The following is a 19,914-nucleotide window of genomic DNA, read 5'->3' as shown; positions in this document are numbered from 1 at the left end:
GGTTGGCGCCTCCGGGTCGACTTCGGGTACCTCCCGGGCCGTACCTCATCCGGCCACGGGGCAAACCCAGAGTAGCCGTGCATACTAAACGGCGTGGTCCTAACTCGTCGCTGGGCGGCATTCCTTTTGGTAGCCGGTGGGTGGAACTGGCTTATCTGGCCGCGCTTCGCCAAAGCGATTTGGGATGATCCGCGGGCTTGGAACGACGGCGCGCCGACGTCGTTCCTCATCGTCCACGCCGTACTCATAGTGACGGCGCTCGTCATCGGCACCGTCATCGCCGTGCTGGGCGTCAAGGGCCTGCGGAAAACGCGAAAGCCCCGCCTGGACGAGGCGGGGCTGTCGCGTTAGGGCGGGACGTCAGACACGGCGGAACAGCAGGGCGCGCTTGACTTCCTGGATCGCCTTGGTGACCTCGATGCCGCGGGGGCACGCGTCGGTGCAGTTGAACGTCGTCCGGCAGCGCCAGACGCCCTCGGCGTCGTTGAGGATCTCCAGCCGCTCCTCCGCCCCCTCGTCCCGCGAGTCGAAGATGAAGCGGTGCGCGTTGACGATCGCCGCCGGCCCGAAGTACTGGCCGTCGTTCCAGAACACCGGGCACGAGCTCGTGCACGCCGCGCACAGGATGCACTTGGTCGTGTCGTCGAACCGGGCCCGGTCCTCCGCCGACTGCAGGCGCTCCTTGGTGGGCTCGTTGCCGTAGGAGATGAGGAACGGCTGCACCGCGCGGTACGCGGCGAAGAACGGCTCCATGTCGACGATCAGGTCCTTGAGGACCGCCAGCCCCTTGATGGGCTCGATCGTGACCTCCTCGCCGTCGCGCGTCAGCAGGTCCTTGAGCAGCACCTTGCACGCGAGCCGGTTGACGCCGTTGATGCGCATCGCGTCCGAACCGCAGATGCCGTGCGCGCACGACCGGCGGTAGGTCAGCGTGCCGTCCAGGTACCCCTTGACGTGACCGAGCGAGTTGAGCAGCCGGTCGCCCGGGGTGACCGGAACCTCGTAGGTCTCCCAGTGCGGCTCGGTGTCGGTCTCCGGGTTGTACCGCCGGATCTTGAGGTTGACGGTGCGGATGACCGTGCCCGAGGCGGTCTTCTCGACCAGTTCCTCGTCGGTCGCTTCGCGGGTGATCTCCATCGTGGAAGCCATCAGTACTTGCGCTCCATCGGCTGGTAGCGGGTGACGACGACGGGCTTCGTGCCGAGCTTGATGTCGCCGTTCGGCTGCCGGTACGCCATCGTGTGCTTCATGTAGTTCTCGTCGTCCCGCGTGGTGTAGTCCTCACGGGAGTGGCCGCCGCGCGACTCCTTGCGGGCCTCGGCGCAGTAGACGAGCACCTCGGCCAGGTCGAGCAGGAAGCCCAGCTCGACCGCCTCCAGCAGGTCGGAGTTGTACCGCTGGCCCTTGTCCATGATCGAGATCCGGGCGTAGCGCTCCTTGAGCCCGGCGATGTCGTCGAGCGCCTGCTTCAGCGAGCCCTCGGTGCGGTACACGGCCGCGTTGAGGTCCATCGTGTTCTGCAGCTCGCGGCGGATGTCGGCGACCCGCTCGTCACCGGTGGACTTACGCAGGCCTTCGACCAGCTCCACCACGACGGTCTCCGGCGACCCCGGCATCTCGACGTGCTCGTGCGCCAACGCGTACTCGGCGGCCGAGATACCCGCGCGGCGGCCGAACACGTTGATGTCGAGCAGCGAGTTCGTGCCGAGCCGGTTCGCGCCGTGCACCGACACGCATGCGACCTCGCCGGCGGCGTAGAGACCGGGGATGACGTGCTCGGAGTCGCGCAGCGCCTCGCCGTGGATGTTGGTCGGGATGCCGCCCATCGCGTAGTGCGCGGTCGGGTACACCGGCACCGGGTCGGTGTAGGGCTCGACACCCAGGTAGGTGCGGGCGAACTCGGTGATGTCGGGGAGCTTCGCGTCGAGCTGCTCCGGCGGCAGGTGCGTGAGGTCCAGGTAGACGTAGTCCTTGTGCGGACCGGCGCCGCGACCTTCGCGCACCTCGGTGGCCATCGCGCGGGCGACGATGTCACGCGGCGCGAGGTCCTTGATCGTCGGCGCGTAGCGCTCCATGAACCGCTCGCCGGCGTCGTTGCGCAGGATGCCGCCCTCGGCCCGCGCGCCCTCGGTGAGCAGGATGCCCAGGCCGGCCAGGCCGGTCGGGTGGAACTGGTAGAACTCCATGTCCTCCAGCGGGAGGCCCTTGCGCCAGACGATGCCCATGCCGTCGCCGGTGAGCGTGTGCGCGTTCGACGTCGTCTTGAAGACCTTGCCGAAGCCGCCGGTGGCGAAGACGACCGCCTTGGCGTGGAAGACGTGGATCTCGCCGGTGGCGAGCTCGTACGCGACCGCGCCGGTGCAGACCGGGCCCTCGGGCGTCTCGGTCATGACGACGTCGAGTACGTAGAACTCGTTGTAGAACTCGATGCCGTGCTTGACGCACTGCTGGTAGAGCGTCTGCAGGATCATGTGGCCGGTGCGGTCGGCCGCGTAGCAGGCCCGGCGCACCGCGGCCTCGCCGTGGTTACGGGTGTGCCCGCCGAAGCGGCGCTGGTCGATCCGGCCCTCGGGGGTGCGGTTGAACGGCAGCCCCATCTTCTCCAGGTCGAGGACCGCGTCGATCGCTTCCTTCGCCATGATCTCGGCGGCGTCCTGGTCGACCAGGTAGTCGCCGCCCTTGATCGTGTCGAAGGTGTGCCACTCCCAGTTGTCCTCTTCGACGTTGGCCAGCGCGGCGCACATGCCGCCCTGCGCCGCGCCGGTGTGGGAGCGGGTGGGGTAGAGCTTGGTCAGCACGGCGGTCCGGCATCGCTGGCCGGCTTCGAGGGCGGCCCGCATACCGGCACCGCCCGCCCCGACGATGACCGTGTCGTACCGGTGGAACTGCATCTCGGTCTCCTGGTCAGCTGAGGTTCGGGTCGAAGGTGAAGATGACGAGCGTGCCGAGCGCGATGATCAGCGTCGTCGTCACGTAGAGCAGCATCTTCAGCCAGAACCGGGTGCCGTCGCGCTCCGCGTAGTCGTTGATGATCACGCGCAGACCGTTGGTGCCGTGCAGCTGCGCGAGCCAGAGCAGCGCGAGGTCGAACACCTGCCAGAACGGGCTGGCGTACTTGCCGGCCACGAACGCGAAGCTGATCCGCTGCACACCGCCGTCGATGAACGCGTTCACGAACAGGTGCGTGAAGACCAGCACGACGAGCAGCAGGCCCGAGAGGCGCATGAACACCCAGGCGTACATCTCGAAGTTCGTGCGGTTCGCGGCGCGGCGCCGCGGAGACCGGGGGGCCTCAATGGTGACCATCGCTCAGCTCCCGAACACTTCGAGGAACGCGTGCTTGAGCAGGTAGTACGCGCTGGGAACCATGAGGGCCACCCACAGCACGACGATCACTCGAAGCATCACAGCCTGGTACTTGGTGCCCTTCGACCAGAAGTCGACAAGCACGATCCGGATCCCGTTCAGGGCGTGGAACGCGATCGCGGCCGTCAGGCCGAGTTCCATCACGCTCATGATCGGGTGCTTGTACGACGCGATGACGTCGTTGTAAGCGTCGGGCGACACCCGGATCAACGCGGTGTCGAGTACGTGGACGAAGAGGAAGAAGAAGATCAGGACGCCGGTCACCCGGTGGGCAACCCACGACCACATCCCCTCACGACCCCGGTAGAGCGTGCCCGCCGGAAGGCGGCGGGCGGTGGGTGCGGCGCTGGGCATCCGACACACGCCTCCGTGGTGACAGGTGGGGTCCGGAAGCAGCGTGCTGGCTGTTTCCGGTTGACGGGACTGTCAGGAAGCAGACATCCCCGCGTCTTCGCATGCTATTCCCAGGATCCGGACACCCCCATGAGGGTGTGATGTGTCCGACCTGGTGAGTGGCCACTCTCACATGGGATCCGGGTCCCGGAACGATACAGAAAGCCAGTGTCAAAACTACCAGAATAGACCGTTTTAAACGGCAATTCTTGCCGACTAATTCTCGGGTGACGCTGACGCAACACATGTTTCATCGAGCGGTTACGTAACGCCCGTTAAGGTCCCGCTGCGGTGATCCCAGTTCAGTCACGTTCCGGTGACGACTGCCCGCTCCACTTCAATCCACGTCTACCTGCGCCTACGCTCCCTCTGTTCTGCACCTACGGATGCAGACCGGGGCCTGTGCACAGGGGAAGGAGACTGTCTTGCGCTACCCGCGTGGGATGAAATTCGCGGCGATGGCCGCGGTCTTGGCGATGGCGCTCACCGCCTGCGGCGGGAGCGACGACGGTGACTCGGCGAGCTCCGACTCGTCCGCGTCCGCCCAGACGCTGAAGATCGGGCTCGCTTACGACATCGGCGGGCGGGGCGACAAGTCCTTCAACGACGCCGCCGCGGCGGGCTTCGACAAGGCCGCCAAGGAGTTCAAGCTCGAGAACAAGGAGCTCGCGGCCAAGGCCGACGAGGTCGACGCCGACAAGGAGGCGCGGCTCAAGGAGCTCGCCGACGCCGGCTACAACTCGATCGTCGCCGTCGGCTTCGCGTACGCGAACGCCCTGAAGACCGTCGCGCCGGACTACCCGGACGTGAAGTTCCAGATCATCGACGACAGCAGCGTCACCGCCGACAACGTGTCCTCGTACACGTTCAAGGAGAACGAGGCCGCCTACCTCGTCGGCGCGCTCGCCGCGCTGGGCAGCAAGACCGGCACCGTCGGCTTCGTCGGTGGCGTGAACAACCCGCTGATCCAGAAGTTCGAGGCGGGCTTCAAGGCCGGTGCCACGGCCGCCAAGCCGGGCATCAAGGTGCTGTCGACCTACATCTCGCAGCCGCCGGACTTCAGTGGCTTCGCCGCGCCCGACAAGGGCAAGGTGGCCGCCACCGGTCTCTACGAGCGGGGCGCCGACGTCATCTACGCCGCCGCCGGTCTCTCGAACAACGGTGTCTTCGAGGCGGCCGCGGCCGGCAAGAAGTGGGCCATCGGTACCGACTCCGACCAGTTCCAGAGCGCCGACGCCGCGGTGAAGCCGTACATCATCGGTTCCGCGCTCAAGGGCGTCGACACCGCCGTGTACGACTTCATCAAGTCGGTCGAGGACGACAAGTTCAAGTCCGGTAACACGGTGCTGGGTCTCAAGGAGAACGGCGTCGGGTACGTCATCAACAACGAGCAGTTCAAGACGTACGCGACGCAGATCGACAAGTTCAAGGCCGACATCATCGCCGGCACGATCACGGTGCCTGACAAGCTGTGATCTCCTCCCGGCCGGTCTCACCCCCACGCGGGGGTGAGACCGGCCGGGTCATGTTTCGGCAACCCCGCACGACCCAGAACAGGAGACGGCCATCTCCGAGACGCCCGCCCCCGCCGTCGAATTGCGTGGCATCACCAAGCGCTTTCCCGGCGTCGTCGCCAACTCCGACGTCAACCTCTCGGCCAACCGCGGTGAGGTGCACGCGATCGTCGGGGAGAACGGCGCCGGCAAGTCGACGCTGATGAAGACCCTGTACGGCCTGCACAAACCCGACGAGGGCGAGATCCGGATAGACGGACAACCAATCGGATTCTCCTCCCCGTCGGACGCGATCAAGGCCGGCGTCGGCATGGTGCACCAGCACTTCATGCTGGCCGACAACCTCACCGTGCTCGAGAACATCGTGCTCGGCAGCGAGCCCACCCGGTTCGGTCTGCTCGACCGGCGGCGCGCCCGCACGAAGGTGAAAGAGCTCGCCTCGGCCTACCACCTGGACGTCGACCCGGACGCGCTGGTCGAGGAACTCGGGGTCGGCGACCGGCAGCGGGTCGAGATCCTCAAGGTCCTCTACCGCGGTGCCCGGATCCTCATCCTCGACGAGCCGACCGCCGTGCTCGTGCCGCAGGAGGTCGACGAGCTGTTCGGCAACCTGCGCGAGCTCAAGGCCGAGGGTCTGACGGTGCTGTTCATCTCCCACAAGCTCGACGAGGTGCGCGCGGTCGCCGACCGGATCACGGTCATCCGGCGCGGCACCACCGTCCGCACCGTCCTCCCGACCGACGTCACCGCCCGCGACCTGGCCCAGCTCATGGTCGGCAGCGAGCTGCCCGAGCCGGAGCTGCGCGGGTCGACGGTCACCGACCGGGTCGTGCTCGGCGTCTCGCAGCTGACCGTGCTCACCGCCGCCGGTCGGCCGGTCGTCGACGGTGTCGACCTCGCGCTGCACGCCGGCGAGGTCGTCGGCCTGGCCGGCGTCGAGGGCAACGGGCAGGCCGAGCTGGTCGAGGCGATCATGGGCATGCGCGAGTCCACCGGCCGCGTGCGGCTCGGTGAGCAGGACATCAGCGACTGGGGCACCCGCCGGCGCCGCGAGGCCGGTATCGGCTACATCCCGGAGGACCGGCACCGCCACGGGCTGCTGCTCGACGCGCCGCTCTGGGAGAACCGGATCCTCGGCCACCAGACGCAGGCGCCGAACGTCCGGGGCGCGTTCATCAACCGCAAGGGCGCCCGCGAGGACACCGAGCGCATCGTCCGCGAGTACGACGTCCGCACCCCCAGCGTCGACGTCACCGCGTCCTCGCTCTCCGGCGGCAACCAGCAGAAGCTGATCATCGGCCGGGAGATGAGCCATCAACCGCTCGCCCTGATCGCGGCCCACCCCACCCGAGGCGTCGACGTCGGCGCCCAGGCCGCGATCTGGGACGAGTTGCGCCGGGCCCGCGCGGCCGGCCTCGCCACGCTCCTGATCTCGGCCGACCTCGACGAACTGATCGGTATGTCCGACACCCTCTACGTGATCCTCCGCGGCCGCATCGTGGCCCAGGTCGACCCCCACAACGTGACCCCCGAGGAACTCGGTGCCGCGATGACCGGCGCGGGAGAAGCAGCATGACTCTCGCGTTGCGGCTGCGGCGCGTCGGCCTGATGCTCGCCGCGCCGGTGCTCGCGCTGGTGCTCGCCTCGCTGCTGGTCACCGTGCTGTTGCTGGCGCTCGGCAAGGAGCCGGGCGTCGTCCTTGACGCGATGGTGCAGTCGGGCAAGCGGCCCGCGAACATCGTCGACATCGTCAACCGGGCGACGTTCCTCTACATCGCGGCGCTCGCGGTCGCGATCGGGTTCCGGATGAACCTGTTCAACATCGGCGTCGACGGTCAGTACCGGCTGGCGGCGTTCCTCGCGGCCGCGGTCGGCGGGGCGGTCGCGCTGCCGGGGCCGTTGCACATCGGCCTGATCCTGATCGTCGGCATGGCGGTCGGCGCGGCCTGGGCCGGGATCGCGGCGATCCTCAAGGTGACCCGGGGCGTCAGCGAGGTGCTCTCCACGATCATGCTGAACGCGATCGCCACCGCGGTGATCGCGTTCCTGCTGCGTGACGGCATCCTCGGGGTGCTGTCGGACAGCGGCAACGAGGTCAGCACCAAGCCGATCCCGGAGTCGGGCTGGTTCCCCTCGCTCGACCCGATCGCCCGGCCGATCATCGAGGCGCTGAGCAGCTCCGGGATCCTCGACACCGACACCGTGAAGAGCCCGAAGCTGCCGGCCTCCAAGGAGGTCTACGGGTTCCTGCTCGTCGCGGTGCTGCTGGGCATCCTGTACGCGGTGCTCGTCGACCGCACCCGGTTCGGGTTCGACCTGCGGGCCAGCGGGAAGTCGCCGACGGCGGCGGTGGCCAGCGGTGTGAGCACCAAGAAGATGATCCTGATCAGCATGCTGCTCTCGGGCGCGGTGGCCGGCCTGATCGGCATGCCGGAGCTGCTCGAAGGCCGCGGGCACAACTACTCGTTGAACTTCCCGAGCGGGATCGGGTTCACCGGTATCGCGGTGGCGCTGCTCGGACGCAACAACCCGATCGGGATGGCGCTGGCCGCGCTGCTCTGGGGCTGGGTCGACGTCACGACCCGTTCGCTGGCGATCCTGGACCCGCCGAACGACACGTCGGACAAGGTCGCGTACATCGTCCAGGCGCTCATCGTGTTCTGCGTCGTCATCGCGTACGTGGTCGTCAACCGCTGGACCAAGGCGCAGGAAGCGCGCCAGGTCGCCCGCGAACTGGCCTCCGGCCACGACCTGTCCGCGGAGACCGCGCCGGTTCCCGCCGCGGTCGGCGCGACCACGTCGAAGAACGATGCCGACGCCGATCCGCGAACCACCGCGGGCGGTGCGGACCAGCCGGGCACCGCGGGCGGTGCGGAGCCGCCGGGCGCCGCGGACTCCGGGAGCGCACCGCCGGACGCCGGTGGGCGCCCGGACGGTGCCGGCGACGACCGTGACCAGCGGGAGGGGGAGCGATGAGCCTGATCGATGCGGGGACCGCTCCGGCGCCCGCCGAACCGGGGCGGACGTCCCGGGTGAGCCGGGTGCGGCTGTACTACGTCCTGGCCGCCGTGCTCGTCGCGTTCTTCGTGGTCCGCGCGCTGCTCGGCGCCGACGACCTCACGTCCGCCGGCGCGATCCGGGCGGCCCTTCAGCTCGCCGTGCCGATCGGCCTGGCCGGACTGGGTGGTGTCTGGACCGAGCGGGCCGGCGTCACGAACATCGGCCTCGAGGGCATGCTCATCGTCGGCACGCTGTTCGGCGCCTGGGCCGGTTACCAGTGGGGCCCCTGGACCGGCGTGCTGGCCGGCCTGATCGCCGGTGCGGTCGTCGGCGCGCTGCACGCGATCGCCACCGTCGTGTTCGCGGTCGACCAGATCGTCTCCGGTGTCGCGATCAACATCCTCGCGCTCGGCGTCGGCGGTGTGCTCGGCAAGGTGTTCTTCGAGGGCAAGGAGTCCGCCAGCGAGCGGCAGTCCCCGCCGATCCCCGACATGGGCACCTGGTCGATCCCCGGCATCGACGGTCCGCTCGGCGATCTCGAGGCCAAGCACTGGGTGATTCTGTCGGACCTCGCGGGCATCCTGCGGGGCGTGTTCGTCGGACTCTCACCCCTCACCGTGCTCGCGATCGCGCTGGTTCCGCTGAGCTGGCTCATCCTGTGGCGCACCAGCTTCGGCCTGCGTCTGCGCTCCTGCGGTGAGAACCCCACCGCGGCCGAGACGCTCGGCGTCAACGTCTACCGGACGAAGTTCCTGGCGGTCGTGATCTCGGGTGCGTTCGCCGGCCTCGGCGGCGTCTATCTGGTCACGGTCTCCAGCGGCACGTACCTCGAGGGCCAGACCGGTGGCCGCGGCTTCATCGGCCTCGCCGCGATGATCTTCGGCAACTGGACGCCCGGCGGCACGTTCGCCGGTGCGCTGCTCTTCGGCTACACCGACGCACTGCGCCTGCGCTCCGACAACTCGTCGGTGCCTGCGCTGCTCGCGTTCGCCGCGGTCGCGCTCATCTTCCTGGCCGTGCGCCAGATGTGGCGGATCTACCAGACCGACGGGCCGAGCGGGTTCGTGCGCCGGCTGGCCCCGAGCGGGGTCTGGCTCGTGGCGGTCGGCGTGTTCGCCGGGTTCGTCGCGCTCGGCGTCTCGGCCGCCGACGGCTGGGGCACCACCGGCATCGTGACGCTCGGCCTGCTGGTCGCGGGCGCGATCGGGTTCCTCGGCGCACGGCTGGGCCGGCGCGCGGAAGCCGGTCCGCTGACGCTCTACCTCCCGGCCGCGGTGGTGCTCGGCGTCCTGACGCTCACCGGGTTCGAAGTGCCGAATCAGTTCGTCGGCGTCACCCCCAACATCGCCACGCTGCTGGTGCTCGCGTTCGCCACCCAGCGATTGCGGATGCCCGCGGCCGACGGCCTGCCCTATCGCCGAGGTGAAGGATGACGCCGGACTGGGACGCGCTCCGGGCGGCGGCCACCGCCGCGATGGAGAAGGCGTACGCGCCGTACTCCAAGTTCCCGGTGGGCGTCGCCGGGCTCGTCGACGACGGGCGGATCGTCGTCGGGTGCAACGTCGAGAACGCGTCCTACGGCCTCGGGCTCTGCGCCGAGTGCGGCATGGTGTCGGCGCTGGCGGCCTCCGGTGGGGGCCGCCTGGTCGCGGTGGCGTGCGTCGACCGGTCCGGGAACCGGTTGATGCCCTGCGGGCGGTGCCGGCAGCTGCTCTGGGAATTCGGCGGCCCCGATTGCCTGCTGGACACGGTGTCGGGCGTCAAGCCGATGCGTGAGGTCCTGCCGGACGCGTTCGGGCCGGAGGATCTCGTCACCCGGTAAACGCTGTGCAGATGTGGCGCGACGCTCCTGGGCGGAAATCGGGCGACAACTCACGCGTACGATCGTGGGCCGGGTCTTGAGCAGGAGGTAGGCGTGCACTTCACGGCAGTCGATGTGATCCGGGCGAAGCGAGACGGTGCTGCCCTCACCGATGCCCAGATCGACTGGGTGGTCGACGCCTACACCCACGGCCGGGTCGCCGAGGAACAGATGGCGGCGCTCGCGATGGCGATCCTGCTGCGGGGGATGGAGCGGCGGGAGATCACCCGCTGGACCGCGGCGATGATCGACAGCGGCGAGCAGATGGACCTGAGCGCCGTCCCGCGCCCCACCGTCGACAAGCACTCCACCGGCGGCGTCGGTGACAAGATCACGCTCCCGCTGGCTCCGCTGGTGGCCGCGTGCGGTGCCGCCGTGCCGCAGCTGTCCGGGCGCGGGCTCGGCCACACCGGCGGCACGCTCGACAAGCTCGAGTCGATCCCCGGCTGGCGCGCCCGTCTCACCACCGCCGAGTACCTGGCCCAGCTCGAGAGCGTCGGCGCCGTCGTCTGCGCCGCCAACGACACGCTCGCGCCGGCCGACCGGAAGCTGTACGCGCTGCGTGACGTCACCGGCACGGTGGAGTCGATCCCGCTGATCGCCTCGTCGATCATGAGCAAGAAACTCGCCGAAGGGGCGTCGGCGCTCGTACTCGACGTCAAGGTGGGTACCGGTGCCTTCATGAAGACCGAAGCGCAGGCCCGGGAGCTGGCCGAGACCATGGTCGCGATCGGCACCGACCGGGGCGTGCGCACCGTCGCGCTGCTCACCGCGATGGACACGCCGCTCGGCTACGCGGTCGGGAACGCCGTGGAGGTCGAGGAGAGCGTCGCGGTGCTGGCCGGTGGAGGCCCGGCCGACGTCGTCGAGCTGACGATCGCGCTGGCCCGCGAGATGGTGTCGGCGGCGGGGCTGGACGTCGATCCGGCCGATGTGCTCGCGTCCGGGAAGGCGATGGACACGTGGCGCGCGATGATCAGCGCCCAGGGCGGCGATCCGTCCGCGCCGCTGCCGGCCGCGCCGGTCACCGAGGTCGTGCGGGCCGAGCAGTCCGGTGTCGTCACGCGGCTGGACGCGTTCGCGATCGGTGTCGCGGCCTGGCGGCTGGGGGCCGGGCGCGCGCGCAAGGAGGACGCGGTCTCGGCGTCGGCGGGCATCCTGCTGCACCGCCGGGAAGGTGACCCGGTCGCCGCGGGCGACCCGATCCTCGAACTGCGCACCGAGGACGCCGACCGCGTTCCGTCCGCGCTCGACGCGCTCTCCGGCGGCGTCGTCGTGGGTCCGGCCGGTTCGGCCGTGACCGGCGGACCGCTCGTACTCGGCCGGATCGGCGGCTGATCGTGCCCCCGTGCCGCCCCGGACGGGGGTGACCATGGCGAACGATCCCGACCCGGAGGCCGGGGTGGTGACCCCACCCGATCTGGCCCCGAGCGCCGCGCCTCGCCGCGGCAAAACCCCGAGCGCTCCGGCCACCGCGGCCCCGGCCCCGGCCACCGCGGCTCCGGCCACTGGTGCCTCGGCCGTGGGCGCTTCGGCCGCGGGTGCTCCGGGTGCTTCGGCCGCGGGTGCTCCGGCTGCTGCGGCTCCGGCCGGGAAGGGCTCTAGCGGCACGGCTTCGGCCGGTGTGCGTACCGCTCCGCCGGTCGCGGCGCCGTTGCGTGCCGACGGTGGCGGCGGGCCGTCGCGGGCGGGGCGGCGGGCCGGGGCCGAGCCGGACGAGCCCGCACCGGGCGAGGAGACCCCGGCGCCCGACCCGGTGATGATCCGCAACGGCACGCTGGCCGACCTGGAAGAGCTCGGCTTCCCGCCACCACCGGACGGCTATCCGCTGGTCTGGGAGCCCGGCGACGCGGTCGCGCTACGCCCGACGGTGGAGATCCTCGGCCGGTGCGCCGTGCTCAACGCGGTGCTCGCCGGCGTCTTCGGTGCCCCGTCCGAGCTCACCTGCGGCTGGCTGGAGCGCAACGGCCTGGTCGACGCCGTCACCGAGCCGGAGTGGGCGTTCCTGTCCGAGCGCAAGGGCTCCGGCGACCTGTACGGGCTGCACGTCGAGGCGCTCTGGGCGTTCGCGTGGGTGCTCGGAGTGGGCGAGGACCTCGACCCGGGCCGCTACTGCGGCGAAGGCCTCGCCGCCTGGCTGCCCGACCTCGGCTCCGGCGAGCCGTTCGCGGACTGGCAGCAGCGGGCCGGCGTGCACCCGCGCCCGGCCGCGGAGGTGGCGGCGCTGCTCGACCTCCACTACTGCCTCGACTGGGGTCACGTCCAAGCGTTGATGAACGACGAGCCACCACCCGGGGTGACGCTACCGTACGTGATCGGCCAGCGACGCTGGGCTCTGGAATGGGCGGTCACCTTCCGCGGGCCGTACCATCAGGGCCCGCCGCGCTGGGATGAGGTTGATCTCGCCAGTTGAAAAACCCTCCGAAGCGTGACCATGCCTCTCTAGAGTGGCAAAGCGGCGCGGGATGCTCCCGGGACCTCCGTGCCGGAAGTTGACGGAGGGATTCGACCGTGACGGAGCGCCACGCGTTCCTGGCTTTACTCGCCGCCACCACGCTCCTGCTGGGCGCCTGTGGTGACCGTTCCGCCGCCGACAGCGAGAGCACCGCGTCGCCGACCGGCAACGACGACACGCTGAGCTCCAGCCTGGTGGCCTACGACGGGCTGCCGATCGGTGGCCGGTTCCTCGACGCCGACGACGGCGCGCTGGTCCGGGCCCACTGCGGCGCGGACAGCTGCTCCTACCAGCTACTTCGGACCTCCGACGGAGGTCGGAGCTGGGTGGCGTCCACAGTGCCGGGTGACCCGGTGACGAGCACGCCGCTCGACGACGCGTACGCCGTGGTGCTTCCGGGCGGGCAGGTCGTCACCGAGATCCAGGTCGACGCCGACCGCCCGGCCCGACTCACCACCGACGGCAAGACTTGGCCGGCGCACAGCGCGCAGCCGCTCGGCGTCACGAAGGTGGTGCCGGCCAACTCGGCGCTCGTCGGCTGGTGCTCTCAGGACGTCGACTGCGCCGAACCGTTCCTCCGGGTGATCGGCCCCAACGGTTCCTCGAAGTCGTTCGGCCCGCCGCCGCCCCAGCTCACCGAGACGATCAGCGCCACGCGCGTGGCCGAGGGCTCGCTCTGGATCCAGGGTCGCGACGGCGTCGGGCGCATCGTGCTGGCGGTGAGCCGCAACGAGGGCCGGAACTGGACGGTCAACCGGGTGCCCGCGCCGTCGGCGTCCTCGGTCGACCTCGCGGGCGCCGGTGAGGTGGCGTGGGCGCTCTCACTCGCCGACCCCGACGTCTCCGGGGGCACCGGGGGCACGGCGCCGTCCGAGAACACCCGCCGCACCCGCCAGTCGTTGCTCCACAGCACGAACTCCGGGAGTTCGTTCGACAGCGTCAAGCTGCCGGAGGAGTACCGCGTCAACACCGGCAGCGGCGTCGCGGTCACCGACTCCGGCGACGCGGTGATCGCGTCCGAGGGCCGGGTCGCCGTGGTGTCGCCCGGCGGCGAGCTGACGCCGGTCACCCAGGTGAGCGGCGCCGTCTACGACCTGGGAGCCCGGGTGCTCGTCTACGGGCCCAAGGGCAGCTGGGTGAGCGCCGACGGCAAGACCTGGTCACCGCTGCCCAAGGCCTAGCTCCACGGGGGAAGTTCCACCGAGCCGGTGATCGTCAGGGACGGTGCGGCCAGGCCGACGCGGCCGAACAGCCAGGCCAGGATCGCCTCGTCCGGGCCGTCGATCGACGCGACGACCTCGCCGGAGCCGAACCGGCTCGGCCCCACCTGCACGGCCGTGCCGGGCGCCAGCCGGTTCGGCAGCTTCGCCAGCTCGTGCGGCAGGTGGCAGGAGACGAACTCCTCCGGCCACGACTCGATCGTGTAGACGTCGAGGCCCAAGTCGACATGGTGGATCTCGACCTCGCGCCAGCGGCCCCACGCGCACCGGGACGCCGGGAACGAGCCGCTCGGGAACTGCACCTGACGGCCCCAGGTGGGCGTGGTCATCCGGGCGAACGCGTGCACGATCGCGATGTTCGTCGAGTAGACCTCGTCGGCCAGCTCGTCCGCGCTGCTGCGGGCACCGAGCTCGATCTCGGCCTCCCGGCCGGCCGGGCCACCCGGGTAGGCCTGGGCCGGCCGCTGGGTCAGCACGCCGTCGACGAGCCGGATCATCGCCTCGGCGCTGCGCGCCAGATGGGCGATGACGTGTCCCCTGGTCCAGCCGGGGAGCACCGAAGGCTCCCGGATCTCGGCGTCGGTGAGCGTGCTGACCGTGTTGGCGAGCCGATCCTGAGCCAGGGGGACGTTCGCGACGGCGGCGGGGAGATCGTACGTCGACGTTGTCACCCGGCACATCCTGCCCTGGGCGGGACTCTCCGTGCAGGACCGTTAACCCGATTCGCGCCGAACGGTCGAACTCCTGGGTCGACTGACGAGCCGACCCAGGAGTTCATGCCCCTATTTGGAGGCCAGAACCGATTTCTCCGGAGTGGACACCGGCTCCGGCGCCGAGGGGGCCTCCTTGAGGCCGAACCGGTCGTACACCCGCTTCAGCGGACGCGGTGCCCACCAGTTCGCCCGGCCGAGCAGCGTCATCGTGGCCGGCACCAGCAGGCAGCGGACGATCGTCGCGTCGACGAGCACCGCCACCACCAGCCCGAAGCCGATCTGCTCGACGGTGCCGATGTCACCCAGCACGAAGCAGGAGAACACGATCACCATCGCGATCGCCGCCGACGTGATGATCCGCCCGGTGCGCTGCAGTCCCGTCCGCACCGCCGCGTCGTTCGACAGCCCCTTGTCGTACTCCTCTTTCACCCGGGCCAGGAGGAACGTCTCGTAGTCCATCGAGAGCCCGAACGCGAACACGAAGATCACCATCAGCACGGCGGGGTCGAGACCGGGGTTGACCAGCAGGTCCAGCGGACCGGCGCCCCATCCCCACTTGAACGCCGCGACCATCGCGCCGAACGTCGCGCCCATCGAGACCAGGTTCATCAGCAGCGCCTTGATCGGCACGACCACCGAACCGGTCATCAGGAACAGGAGCACGAACATCGCGATCGCGATGACGCCGGCGGCGAGCGGCAGGTCCCGCTTGTAGAGCGTCAGTTCGTCGTGGAAGAACGCGGCCTGGCCGGTCACCCAGGACTCGCCGCCGTCCGGGCGGTCGGCACGCAACCGTTCGACGAGTTCGCGCGCCTCGGAGCCGTTGGCGTCGCCCCTGACGTCGATCGCGACCACCGACGTGCCCGGTCGCACCTGCTCGGCGGCGCCGATCCGACGGACCTCGGGGTCGTCGGTGAAGCCCGCGGCCCACCGGTCGAGGTCGGCGGCGTCCGTCCGCGCCACCACCGAGATCGCCGGCGCCTCCTGGCGACCGAACCGGTTGTCCAGCGTGTCCAGCACCCGGCGCGACTCGATCGACGTCGGGATCTCGCCGATCCCCGGCGAACTGATCGTCGTGGACAGCACCGGGACCGCGGCGACGAGCAGCACCGCGAGCGAGCCGAGGAGCACCACGACCGGACGCCGCTGAACACCGCGGGCGATCCCGGCGAACAGCCCTCGGTTCGGGTCCACGTGACGCGCCTTCCGGAACCGCTTGGTCCCCGCCGGCGTGATCCGGCGGCCGACCAGGCGCAGGAGCGCCGGGATCAGCGTGACCGCGGTGAGCATCGTGACCAGCGCGATCGAGATACCGGCCGCACCGATGGCCTGCAGGAACGGCATCTGGACGACGACCAGCCCGGCGAACGACGCCACGACCGTGAGCGCGGAGAACGCGACCGTCCGCCCGGAGGTCGCTCCGGCGCGGCGCACGGCCTCCTCGCGCAGCGCGAGCGGGAGGATCGGTTTGCCGACCCGCACCTTCTTCGGCATCAGCTCCGGGCCGGCCGCGGCCACCAGGACGGCCAGCTCCTCGCGGTAGCGGGAGACGACGAGCAGCCCGTAGTCGATCGAGAGCCCGAGCCCGAGCAGCGTGACGACGGTGACCGTGTCGCTGCCCAACCCGACGAACTTCGAGAAGCCCCATAGCGTCACCATCGCGGTCGCCACCGACGCGACCGCGCCGAGCACCGGCAGCCCGGCGGCGATGAACCCGCCGAACACGAGCACCATGAACAGCAGGGTCAGCGGCAGCGAGACCATCTCGGCCGTCGACAGGTCGTTCTGCACCGCGCCGTTGATCTCACGGCCCAGCAGTTGGTCGCCGCCGAGCTCGATCTTCGCGCCCGGGAGATCGATCGCGTCGAGCCGCTTCTGCGCCGCCTCCACCGAGCTGTCCTCGACGTCGTCGGCGAGGTCTTTCTCGTAGTGGACGACGATCATCAGCGCGCGCTTGTCCTGGGACACCAGCGCGGGCCCGGCCGAGTACGGGGTGTCGACCCCGACCACGCCGGCCTCGCTCCGCAGGTCGGCCGCGGCGGCGTCGACAGCGGTTCTGGTCGCCGCGGCGTCCGGGTCGACGCGGTCGATCACCGCGATGACCGAACCGCCCTCGGTCTGAGCGGCATCGAGGACGTCGTCACCGGTGACCGACTCGAACTTCACGTCGTTCGACTTCTTGTCCAGGGAATCGAACACCGGGCCGCTGGCGAAGACACCACCGGCGATCGCCACGACCCACACGGCCACCACTAGCAAGCGGTGCCGGAAACAGAATCGGCTCAATCGACCGAACATCTGTGTACCCCTCCGTGCGCCCGCACCCCCGTCGGGCGCGATGACGGGGCTCACCTTCTCCGAGTAGGCCTGGCATCGGCATCAGGTACCGCCCCTGATTCGCCCCTGGGGCGACCCCTAATACCTAGGTATCGGCGGGGTGAACTCCTACGGTGTGTTGCGCAACAAACCCACAACGACATCGTTGCTGGTCAATGCGATGAAAATCCCGATGTCGGACTGGGATAGCCTCTGCGGGCATGAGTGATCCGTTGGCCTACCCCGACATCGTTCGGGCCCCGAAGGTTCTGCTGCACGATCACCTCGACGGCGGGCTCCGGCCACGCACCGTCGTCGAGCTGGCCGCCGAGACCGGGTACCGCGACCTGCCCACCACCGACGTCGACGAGCTCGGCGAGTGGTTCCGCGTGCAGGCCGACTCCGGCTCCCTGGTGCGGTACCTGGAGACTTTCCGTCACACCGTCGGCGTCATGCAGACGAAGGACGCGCTGACCCGCGTCGCCGCCGAGTGCGCCTACGACCTCGCGCTCGACGGCGTGGTCTACGCCGAGGTGCGCTTCGCGCCGGAGCTGCACATCGAGCAGGGGCTCGCGCTCACCGAGGTCGTCGACAGCGTCCTGCACGGTTTCGAGGCCGGTGCCGCCGAGGCCGCGGCCGAGGGGCACTCGATCCGGATGGGCACGCTGCTCACCGCGATGCGTCACGCCGCGCGCTCGCGCGAGATCGCGGAGCTGGCCGTGGCCTACCGGGACGCCGGCGTCGCCGGGTTCGACATCGCGGGCGCCGAGGCCGGGTTCCCGCCCACCCGCCACCTGGACGCGTTCCAGTACATCAAGCGTGAGAACGGGCACTTCACGATCCACGCCGGTGAGGCGTTCGGCCTGCCGAGCATCTGGGAGGCGCTGCAGTGGTGCGGTGCCGACCGGCTGGGGCACGGCGTGCGGATCGTGGACGACATCGAGCCGGGCGATTCGGAGCCGAGCGAAGCCCGGCTGGGACGGCTGGCGGCGTACGTGCGCGACAAGCGCATCCCGCTGGAGATGTGCCCGTCGTCGAACGTGCAGACGGGTGCGGCGGCGTCCATCGCCGAGCACCCGATCGGGCTCCTGCGTGACCTGCGGTTCCGGGTCACGGTCAACACCGACAACCGCTTGATGAGCGGCACGTCGATGTCGAAGGAGTTCGCGCTGCTGTCGGAGGCGTTCGGTTACGGCTGGGCGGACCTGCGCTGGTTCACGGTCAACGCGATGAAGAGCGCGTTCCTGCCGTTCGACGAGCGGCTGCGGCTGATCGAGGACGTCATCAAACCCGGCTACGAGCGGCTGCTCTCCGCATGACCGCTCCGGCGGGGGTGGCCCGCCGGCCCGCGGTGCGGGCGTTCGGCACGGCCCTGTGGCTGACGGTGGCCGGGCTGGTGGCGTGGCTGCTGGTCCGGGCCGCCGGCTACGACCACCGGACGCCGTTCGCGCAGCTGGTCTCGTTCACGCCGTACGTCGCCGCGGTCTCGCTCGTGCCGCTGGTGGCCGCGCTCGTCACCCGGCGCTGGCGTGCCGCGGTGGTGGCCGGTGTCGTCGTGGCGGTGTTCGGCGCGTTCGTGGTGCCGCGGGCGATCCCGTCGGGCGCGCCGTCCGACGGTGATCGGCTGCGGGTGATGGCGTTCAACACGAAGATCGGGGCCGGCTCGGTGCCCGAACTGGCTGCGCTGATCCGGCGGGAGAAGCCGGACGTGCTGACCGTGCAGGAGCTGACGCCGGAGTGGGCGGCCGAGTTCGCGGCGCTGCGGCTGTTCCCGTACTCGGCGCTGCGGGCGCTGCCCGGCGCGTCCGGCACCGGGATTTGGGCGCGCTACCCGCTCACCGACAACCGCACCGTCGACCCGAAGTCGGGGTTCGACCAGACGGCCGCGCAGCTGCGGGTCTCCGACGGCCGGGTGTACGAGGTGGTGAGCGCGCACCCGCGCCCGCCGATCTTCCAGGCCGCCGAGTTCGGGTCGCCCGCACGCTGGGTCAGGGACCTCTCGCGGCTGCCGTCGGCGTCGAAGGTCGGCCCGGTGCGGGTGATGGCCGGCGACTTCAACGCCTCGCTCGACCATTCGCCGTTCCGCACGCTCGTCGACACCGGCTACGTGGACGCGGCGGCCCAGGTCGGTAAGGGGCTCGTACCGACCTGGCCGATGAACGGGACCAAAGCGCCACCGGTGACGCTCGACCACGTGCTCGTCGACTCCCGCGCCGACGCGTCCCGGTTCGACGCCTACACGATCGCGGGTTCCGACCACCGCGCGATCGTCGCCGACCTCGTCATCCGGTGAGGGTCGTCCGCTGACGGTCACTCGCCCGGGATCATGAACCAGGCGATCAGGTAGATCAGGAACTGCGGGCCGGGAAGCAGGCACGACAGCACGAAGAGCAGGCGGACGGTGTTCGCGGAGAGACCGAAGCGTCGGCCGATGGCCGCACAGACACCGGCGATCCACCGGTCGTTGCGCGGGCGGGCGAGGCGACGGCCGTAGGACACCGAGGACATCGGGAGCACCTTTCGTTTGCTCGACTGGGTCGATATCAACGGTGCGCCCCGATCCGCGTCGCCACCATCGGGACTCGCCCTGACCTCTCGTCTCAGGGTTACTGCTCGAAGATGCCGAACACGTTGCCGGCCGGATCGCGGAACCGGGCGGTGACCTCCGGCGGCTCGCCTCCCACCGGTTGGATCAGCTCGCCGCCGTGCTGCACCAGCGACGTGATCGTCTTCTCGACGTCGTCGACCATGATGTAGATCAGCAGGCCGGGCTCGGAGGCCGGTGGCCGGCCGGTCACCCAGACGCCGCTCACCTCGCCCACCGCGTCGTCGAAGGCCAGCGCGCCGTCACCACGCCGACGTAGCGCCCACCCGAACACCCGGCTGTAGAAGTCGGCGGACTGACGCACGTCGACGGCCGGGATCTCGAGATAGGCGAGCTTGCCGTTGGCCAAAGTGGGCATCGCTGCTCCGTAACCGTCGTTTTCGGACCCGACACCCGTAAGTGTGCCCTTTTACCACGTGGTGTCGCCCGTGAGTCCCATGAAGCGCCGTGAAATCCCTGGCTCCTCGGCTG

19 protein-coding genes are annotated in these 19,914 nt (G+C 70.1%); 11 read left to right on the top strand and 8 right to left on the bottom strand.

What is annotated here, in order from left to right:
• The first annotated feature begins 93 nt into the window (after positions 1 to 93).
• Positions 94 to 351, top strand: coding sequence for an SCO4848 family membrane protein (locus CRYAR_RS46470; RefSeq protein WP_084701524.1), 258 nt, complete (start codon positions 94 to 96; stop codon positions 349 to 351).
• A gap of 9 nt (positions 352 to 360) precedes the next feature.
• On the opposite strand, the gene CRYAR_RS38755 is transcribed toward CRYAR_RS46470, so the two are convergent.
• Genes CRYAR_RS38755 through sdhC form a run of 4 tightly spaced genes read right to left on the bottom strand, consistent with a single transcriptional unit; the run spans position 361 to position 3,720 of the window.
• Positions 361 to 1,149 carry a succinate dehydrogenase iron-sulfur subunit gene (locus CRYAR_RS38755; protein ID WP_084701522.1) on the bottom strand — a complete coding sequence of 263 codons (789 nt, stop codon included), beginning with the start codon at positions 1,147 to 1,149 and terminating at the stop codon, positions 361 to 363.
• Complete coding sequence (gene sdhA / locus CRYAR_RS38750) at positions 1,149 to 2,891, bottom strand: succinate dehydrogenase flavoprotein subunit (RefSeq protein ID WP_035858266.1); 1,743 nt, start codon at positions 2,889 to 2,891, stop codon at positions 1,149 to 1,151. Before sdhA ends, CRYAR_RS38755 begins: the two co-directional genes overlap by 1 nt.
• Before the next feature lie 13 nt (positions 2,892 to 2,904).
• Entirely contained in the window at positions 2,905 to 3,306 is a 402-nt protein-coding gene (locus CRYAR_RS38745) for a succinate dehydrogenase hydrophobic membrane anchor subunit (RefSeq protein WP_035858264.1), read from the bottom strand.
• Between the two features lie 3 nt (positions 3,307 to 3,309).
• Positions 3,310 to 3,720 carry a succinate dehydrogenase, cytochrome b556 subunit gene (gene sdhC, locus CRYAR_RS38740; protein WP_035858262.1) on the bottom strand — a complete coding sequence of 137 codons (411 nt, stop codon included), beginning with the start codon at positions 3,718 to 3,720 and terminating at the stop codon, positions 3,310 to 3,312.
• A gap of 464 nt (positions 3,721 to 4,184) precedes the next feature.
• Between sdhC and CRYAR_RS38735 the strand changes: the two genes are divergently transcribed.
• From CRYAR_RS38735 to CRYAR_RS38700, 8 genes are all read left to right on the top strand, one after another.
• On the top strand, positions 4,185 to 5,234 hold the full coding sequence (locus CRYAR_RS38735; protein ID WP_211247853.1) for a BMP family lipoprotein: 1,050 nt from the start codon (positions 4,185 to 4,187) through the stop codon (positions 5,232 to 5,234).
• Positions 5,235 to 5,325: 91 nt separating this feature from the next.
• On the top strand, positions 5,326 to 6,849 hold the full coding sequence (locus tag CRYAR_RS38730) for an ABC transporter ATP-binding protein (protein WP_035858259.1): 1,524 nt from the start codon (positions 5,326 to 5,328) through the stop codon (positions 6,847 to 6,849).
• Positions 6,846 to 8,249, top strand: a complete 1,404-nt coding sequence (locus tag CRYAR_RS38725; protein ID WP_063725825.1) for an ABC transporter permease — start codon at positions 6,846 to 6,848, stop codon at positions 8,247 to 8,249. Before CRYAR_RS38730 ends, CRYAR_RS38725 begins: the two co-directional genes overlap by 4 nt.
• Positions 8,246 to 9,706: an ABC transporter permease gene (locus CRYAR_RS38720; protein WP_051571523.1), complete on the top strand. Its 1,461-nt coding sequence runs from the start codon at positions 8,246 to 8,248 to the stop codon at positions 9,704 to 9,706. Before CRYAR_RS38725 ends, CRYAR_RS38720 begins: the two co-directional genes overlap by 4 nt.
• Positions 9,703 to 10,095, top strand: coding sequence for a cytidine deaminase (locus CRYAR_RS38715; RefSeq protein WP_035858257.1), 393 nt, complete (start codon positions 9,703 to 9,705; stop codon positions 10,093 to 10,095). The genes CRYAR_RS38720 and CRYAR_RS38715 overlap by 4 nt, the downstream gene beginning before the upstream one ends.
• A gap of 93 nt (positions 10,096 to 10,188) precedes the next feature.
• Complete coding sequence (locus CRYAR_RS38710; protein ID WP_035858255.1) at positions 10,189 to 11,472, top strand: thymidine phosphorylase; 1,284 nt, start codon at positions 10,189 to 10,191, stop codon at positions 11,470 to 11,472.
• Between the two features lie 34 nt (positions 11,473 to 11,506).
• Positions 11,507 to 12,547 carry a DUF4272 domain-containing protein gene (locus CRYAR_RS49290; RefSeq protein ID WP_211247851.1) on the top strand — a complete coding sequence of 347 codons (1,041 nt, stop codon included), beginning with the start codon at positions 11,507 to 11,509 and terminating at the stop codon, positions 12,545 to 12,547.
• A 98-nt stretch (positions 12,548 to 12,645) separates the two neighbouring features.
• Positions 12,646 to 13,770, top strand: a complete 1,125-nt coding sequence (locus CRYAR_RS38700) for a hypothetical protein (RefSeq protein WP_035858253.1) — start codon at positions 12,646 to 12,648, stop codon at positions 13,768 to 13,770.
• On the opposite strand, the gene CRYAR_RS44250 is transcribed toward CRYAR_RS38700, so the two are convergent.
• Together CRYAR_RS44250 and CRYAR_RS38690 are read right to left on the bottom strand one after the other, a co-directional pair.
• Entirely contained in the window at positions 13,767 to 14,480 is a 714-nt protein-coding gene (locus tag CRYAR_RS44250; RefSeq protein WP_169745147.1) for a maleylpyruvate isomerase family mycothiol-dependent enzyme, read from the bottom strand. The two genes, CRYAR_RS38700 and CRYAR_RS44250, sit on opposite strands and share 4 nt — an antisense overlap.
• 111 nt (positions 14,481 to 14,591) lie before the next feature.
• Positions 14,592 to 16,772 (bottom strand): MMPL family transporter, encoded by a 2,181-nt coding sequence (locus CRYAR_RS38690; protein WP_169745146.1) that lies wholly within the window; start codon positions 16,770 to 16,772, stop codon positions 14,592 to 14,594.
• A gap of 287 nt (positions 16,773 to 17,059) precedes the next feature.
• On the opposite strand from CRYAR_RS38690, the gene CRYAR_RS38685 reads away from it, so the two are divergent.
• Both CRYAR_RS38685 and CRYAR_RS38680 read left to right on the top strand, forming a co-directional pair.
• On the top strand, positions 17,060 to 18,157 hold the full coding sequence (locus CRYAR_RS38685; protein ID WP_035858249.1) for an adenosine deaminase: 1,098 nt from the start codon (positions 17,060 to 17,062) through the stop codon (positions 18,155 to 18,157).
• Entirely contained in the window at positions 18,154 to 19,131 is a 978-nt protein-coding gene (locus CRYAR_RS38680) for an endonuclease/exonuclease/phosphatase family protein (protein ID WP_051571516.1), read from the top strand. The genes CRYAR_RS38685 and CRYAR_RS38680 overlap by 4 nt, the downstream gene beginning before the upstream one ends.
• A gap of 17 nt (positions 19,132 to 19,148) precedes the next feature.
• Here CRYAR_RS38680 and CRYAR_RS38675 read toward each other — a convergent pair whose 3' ends face one another.
• Together CRYAR_RS38675 and CRYAR_RS38670 are read right to left on the bottom strand one after the other, a co-directional pair.
• On the bottom strand, positions 19,149 to 19,346 hold the full coding sequence (locus tag CRYAR_RS38675; RefSeq protein WP_035858247.1) for a PspC domain-containing protein: 198 nt from the start codon (positions 19,344 to 19,346) through the stop codon (positions 19,149 to 19,151).
• 98 nt (positions 19,347 to 19,444) lie between these two features.
• Positions 19,445 to 19,801, bottom strand: coding sequence for a VOC family protein (locus CRYAR_RS38670; RefSeq protein WP_035858245.1), 357 nt, complete (start codon positions 19,799 to 19,801; stop codon positions 19,445 to 19,447).
• Between the last annotated feature and the right edge of the window lie 113 nt (positions 19,802 to 19,914).

Origin of the sequence: Cryptosporangium arvum DSM 44712 (assembly GCF_000585375.1) — a bacterium.
GTDB lineage: Bacteria > Actinomycetota > Actinomycetes > Mycobacteriales > Cryptosporangiaceae > Cryptosporangium > Cryptosporangium arvum.
The sequence above is the reverse complement of the archived record's forward strand: the minus strand, read 5'-3'. Positions and strand labels throughout refer to the sequence as shown.

Excerpts from the sequence above, each read along its gene's own strand:
- CRYAR_RS38755 (WP_084701522.1), bottom strand. The coding sequence starts at position 1,149 with ATGGCTTCCACGATGGAGATCACCCGCGAAGCGACCGACGAGGAACTG.
- sdhA (WP_035858266.1), bottom strand. The coding sequence starts at position 2,891 with ATGCAGTTCCACCGGTACGACACGGTCATCGTCGGGGCGGGCGGTGCC.
- CRYAR_RS38745 (WP_035858264.1), bottom strand. The coding sequence starts at position 3,306 with ATGGTCACCATTGAGGCCCCCCGGTCTCCGCGGCGCCGCGCCGCGAAC.
- sdhC (WP_035858262.1), bottom strand. The coding sequence starts at position 3,720 with ATGCCCAGCGCCGCACCCACCGCCCGCCGCCTTCCGGCGGGCACGCTC.
- CRYAR_RS38725 (WP_063725825.1), top strand. The coding sequence starts at position 6,846 with ATGACTCTCGCGTTGCGGCTGCGGCGCGTCGGCCTGATGCTCGCCGCG.
- CRYAR_RS38720 (WP_051571523.1), top strand. The coding sequence starts at position 8,246 with ATGAGCCTGATCGATGCGGGGACCGCTCCGGCGCCCGCCGAACCGGGG.
- CRYAR_RS38715 (WP_035858257.1), top strand. The coding sequence starts at position 9,703 with ATGACGCCGGACTGGGACGCGCTCCGGGCGGCGGCCACCGCCGCGATG.
- CRYAR_RS49290 (WP_211247851.1), top strand. The coding sequence starts at position 11,507 with ATGGCGAACGATCCCGACCCGGAGGCCGGGGTGGTGACCCCACCCGAT.
- CRYAR_RS38685 (WP_035858249.1), top strand. The coding sequence starts at position 17,060 with ATGAGTGATCCGTTGGCCTACCCCGACATCGTTCGGGCCCCGAAGGTT.
- CRYAR_RS38680 (WP_051571516.1), top strand. The coding sequence starts at position 18,154 with ATGACCGCTCCGGCGGGGGTGGCCCGCCGGCCCGCGGTGCGGGCGTTC.
- CRYAR_RS38675 (WP_035858247.1), bottom strand. The coding sequence starts at position 19,346 with ATGTCCTCGGTGTCCTACGGCCGTCGCCTCGCCCGCCCGCGCAACGAC.
- CRYAR_RS38670 (WP_035858245.1), bottom strand. The coding sequence starts at position 19,801 with ATGCCCACTTTGGCCAACGGCAAGCTCGCCTATCTCGAGATCCCGGCC.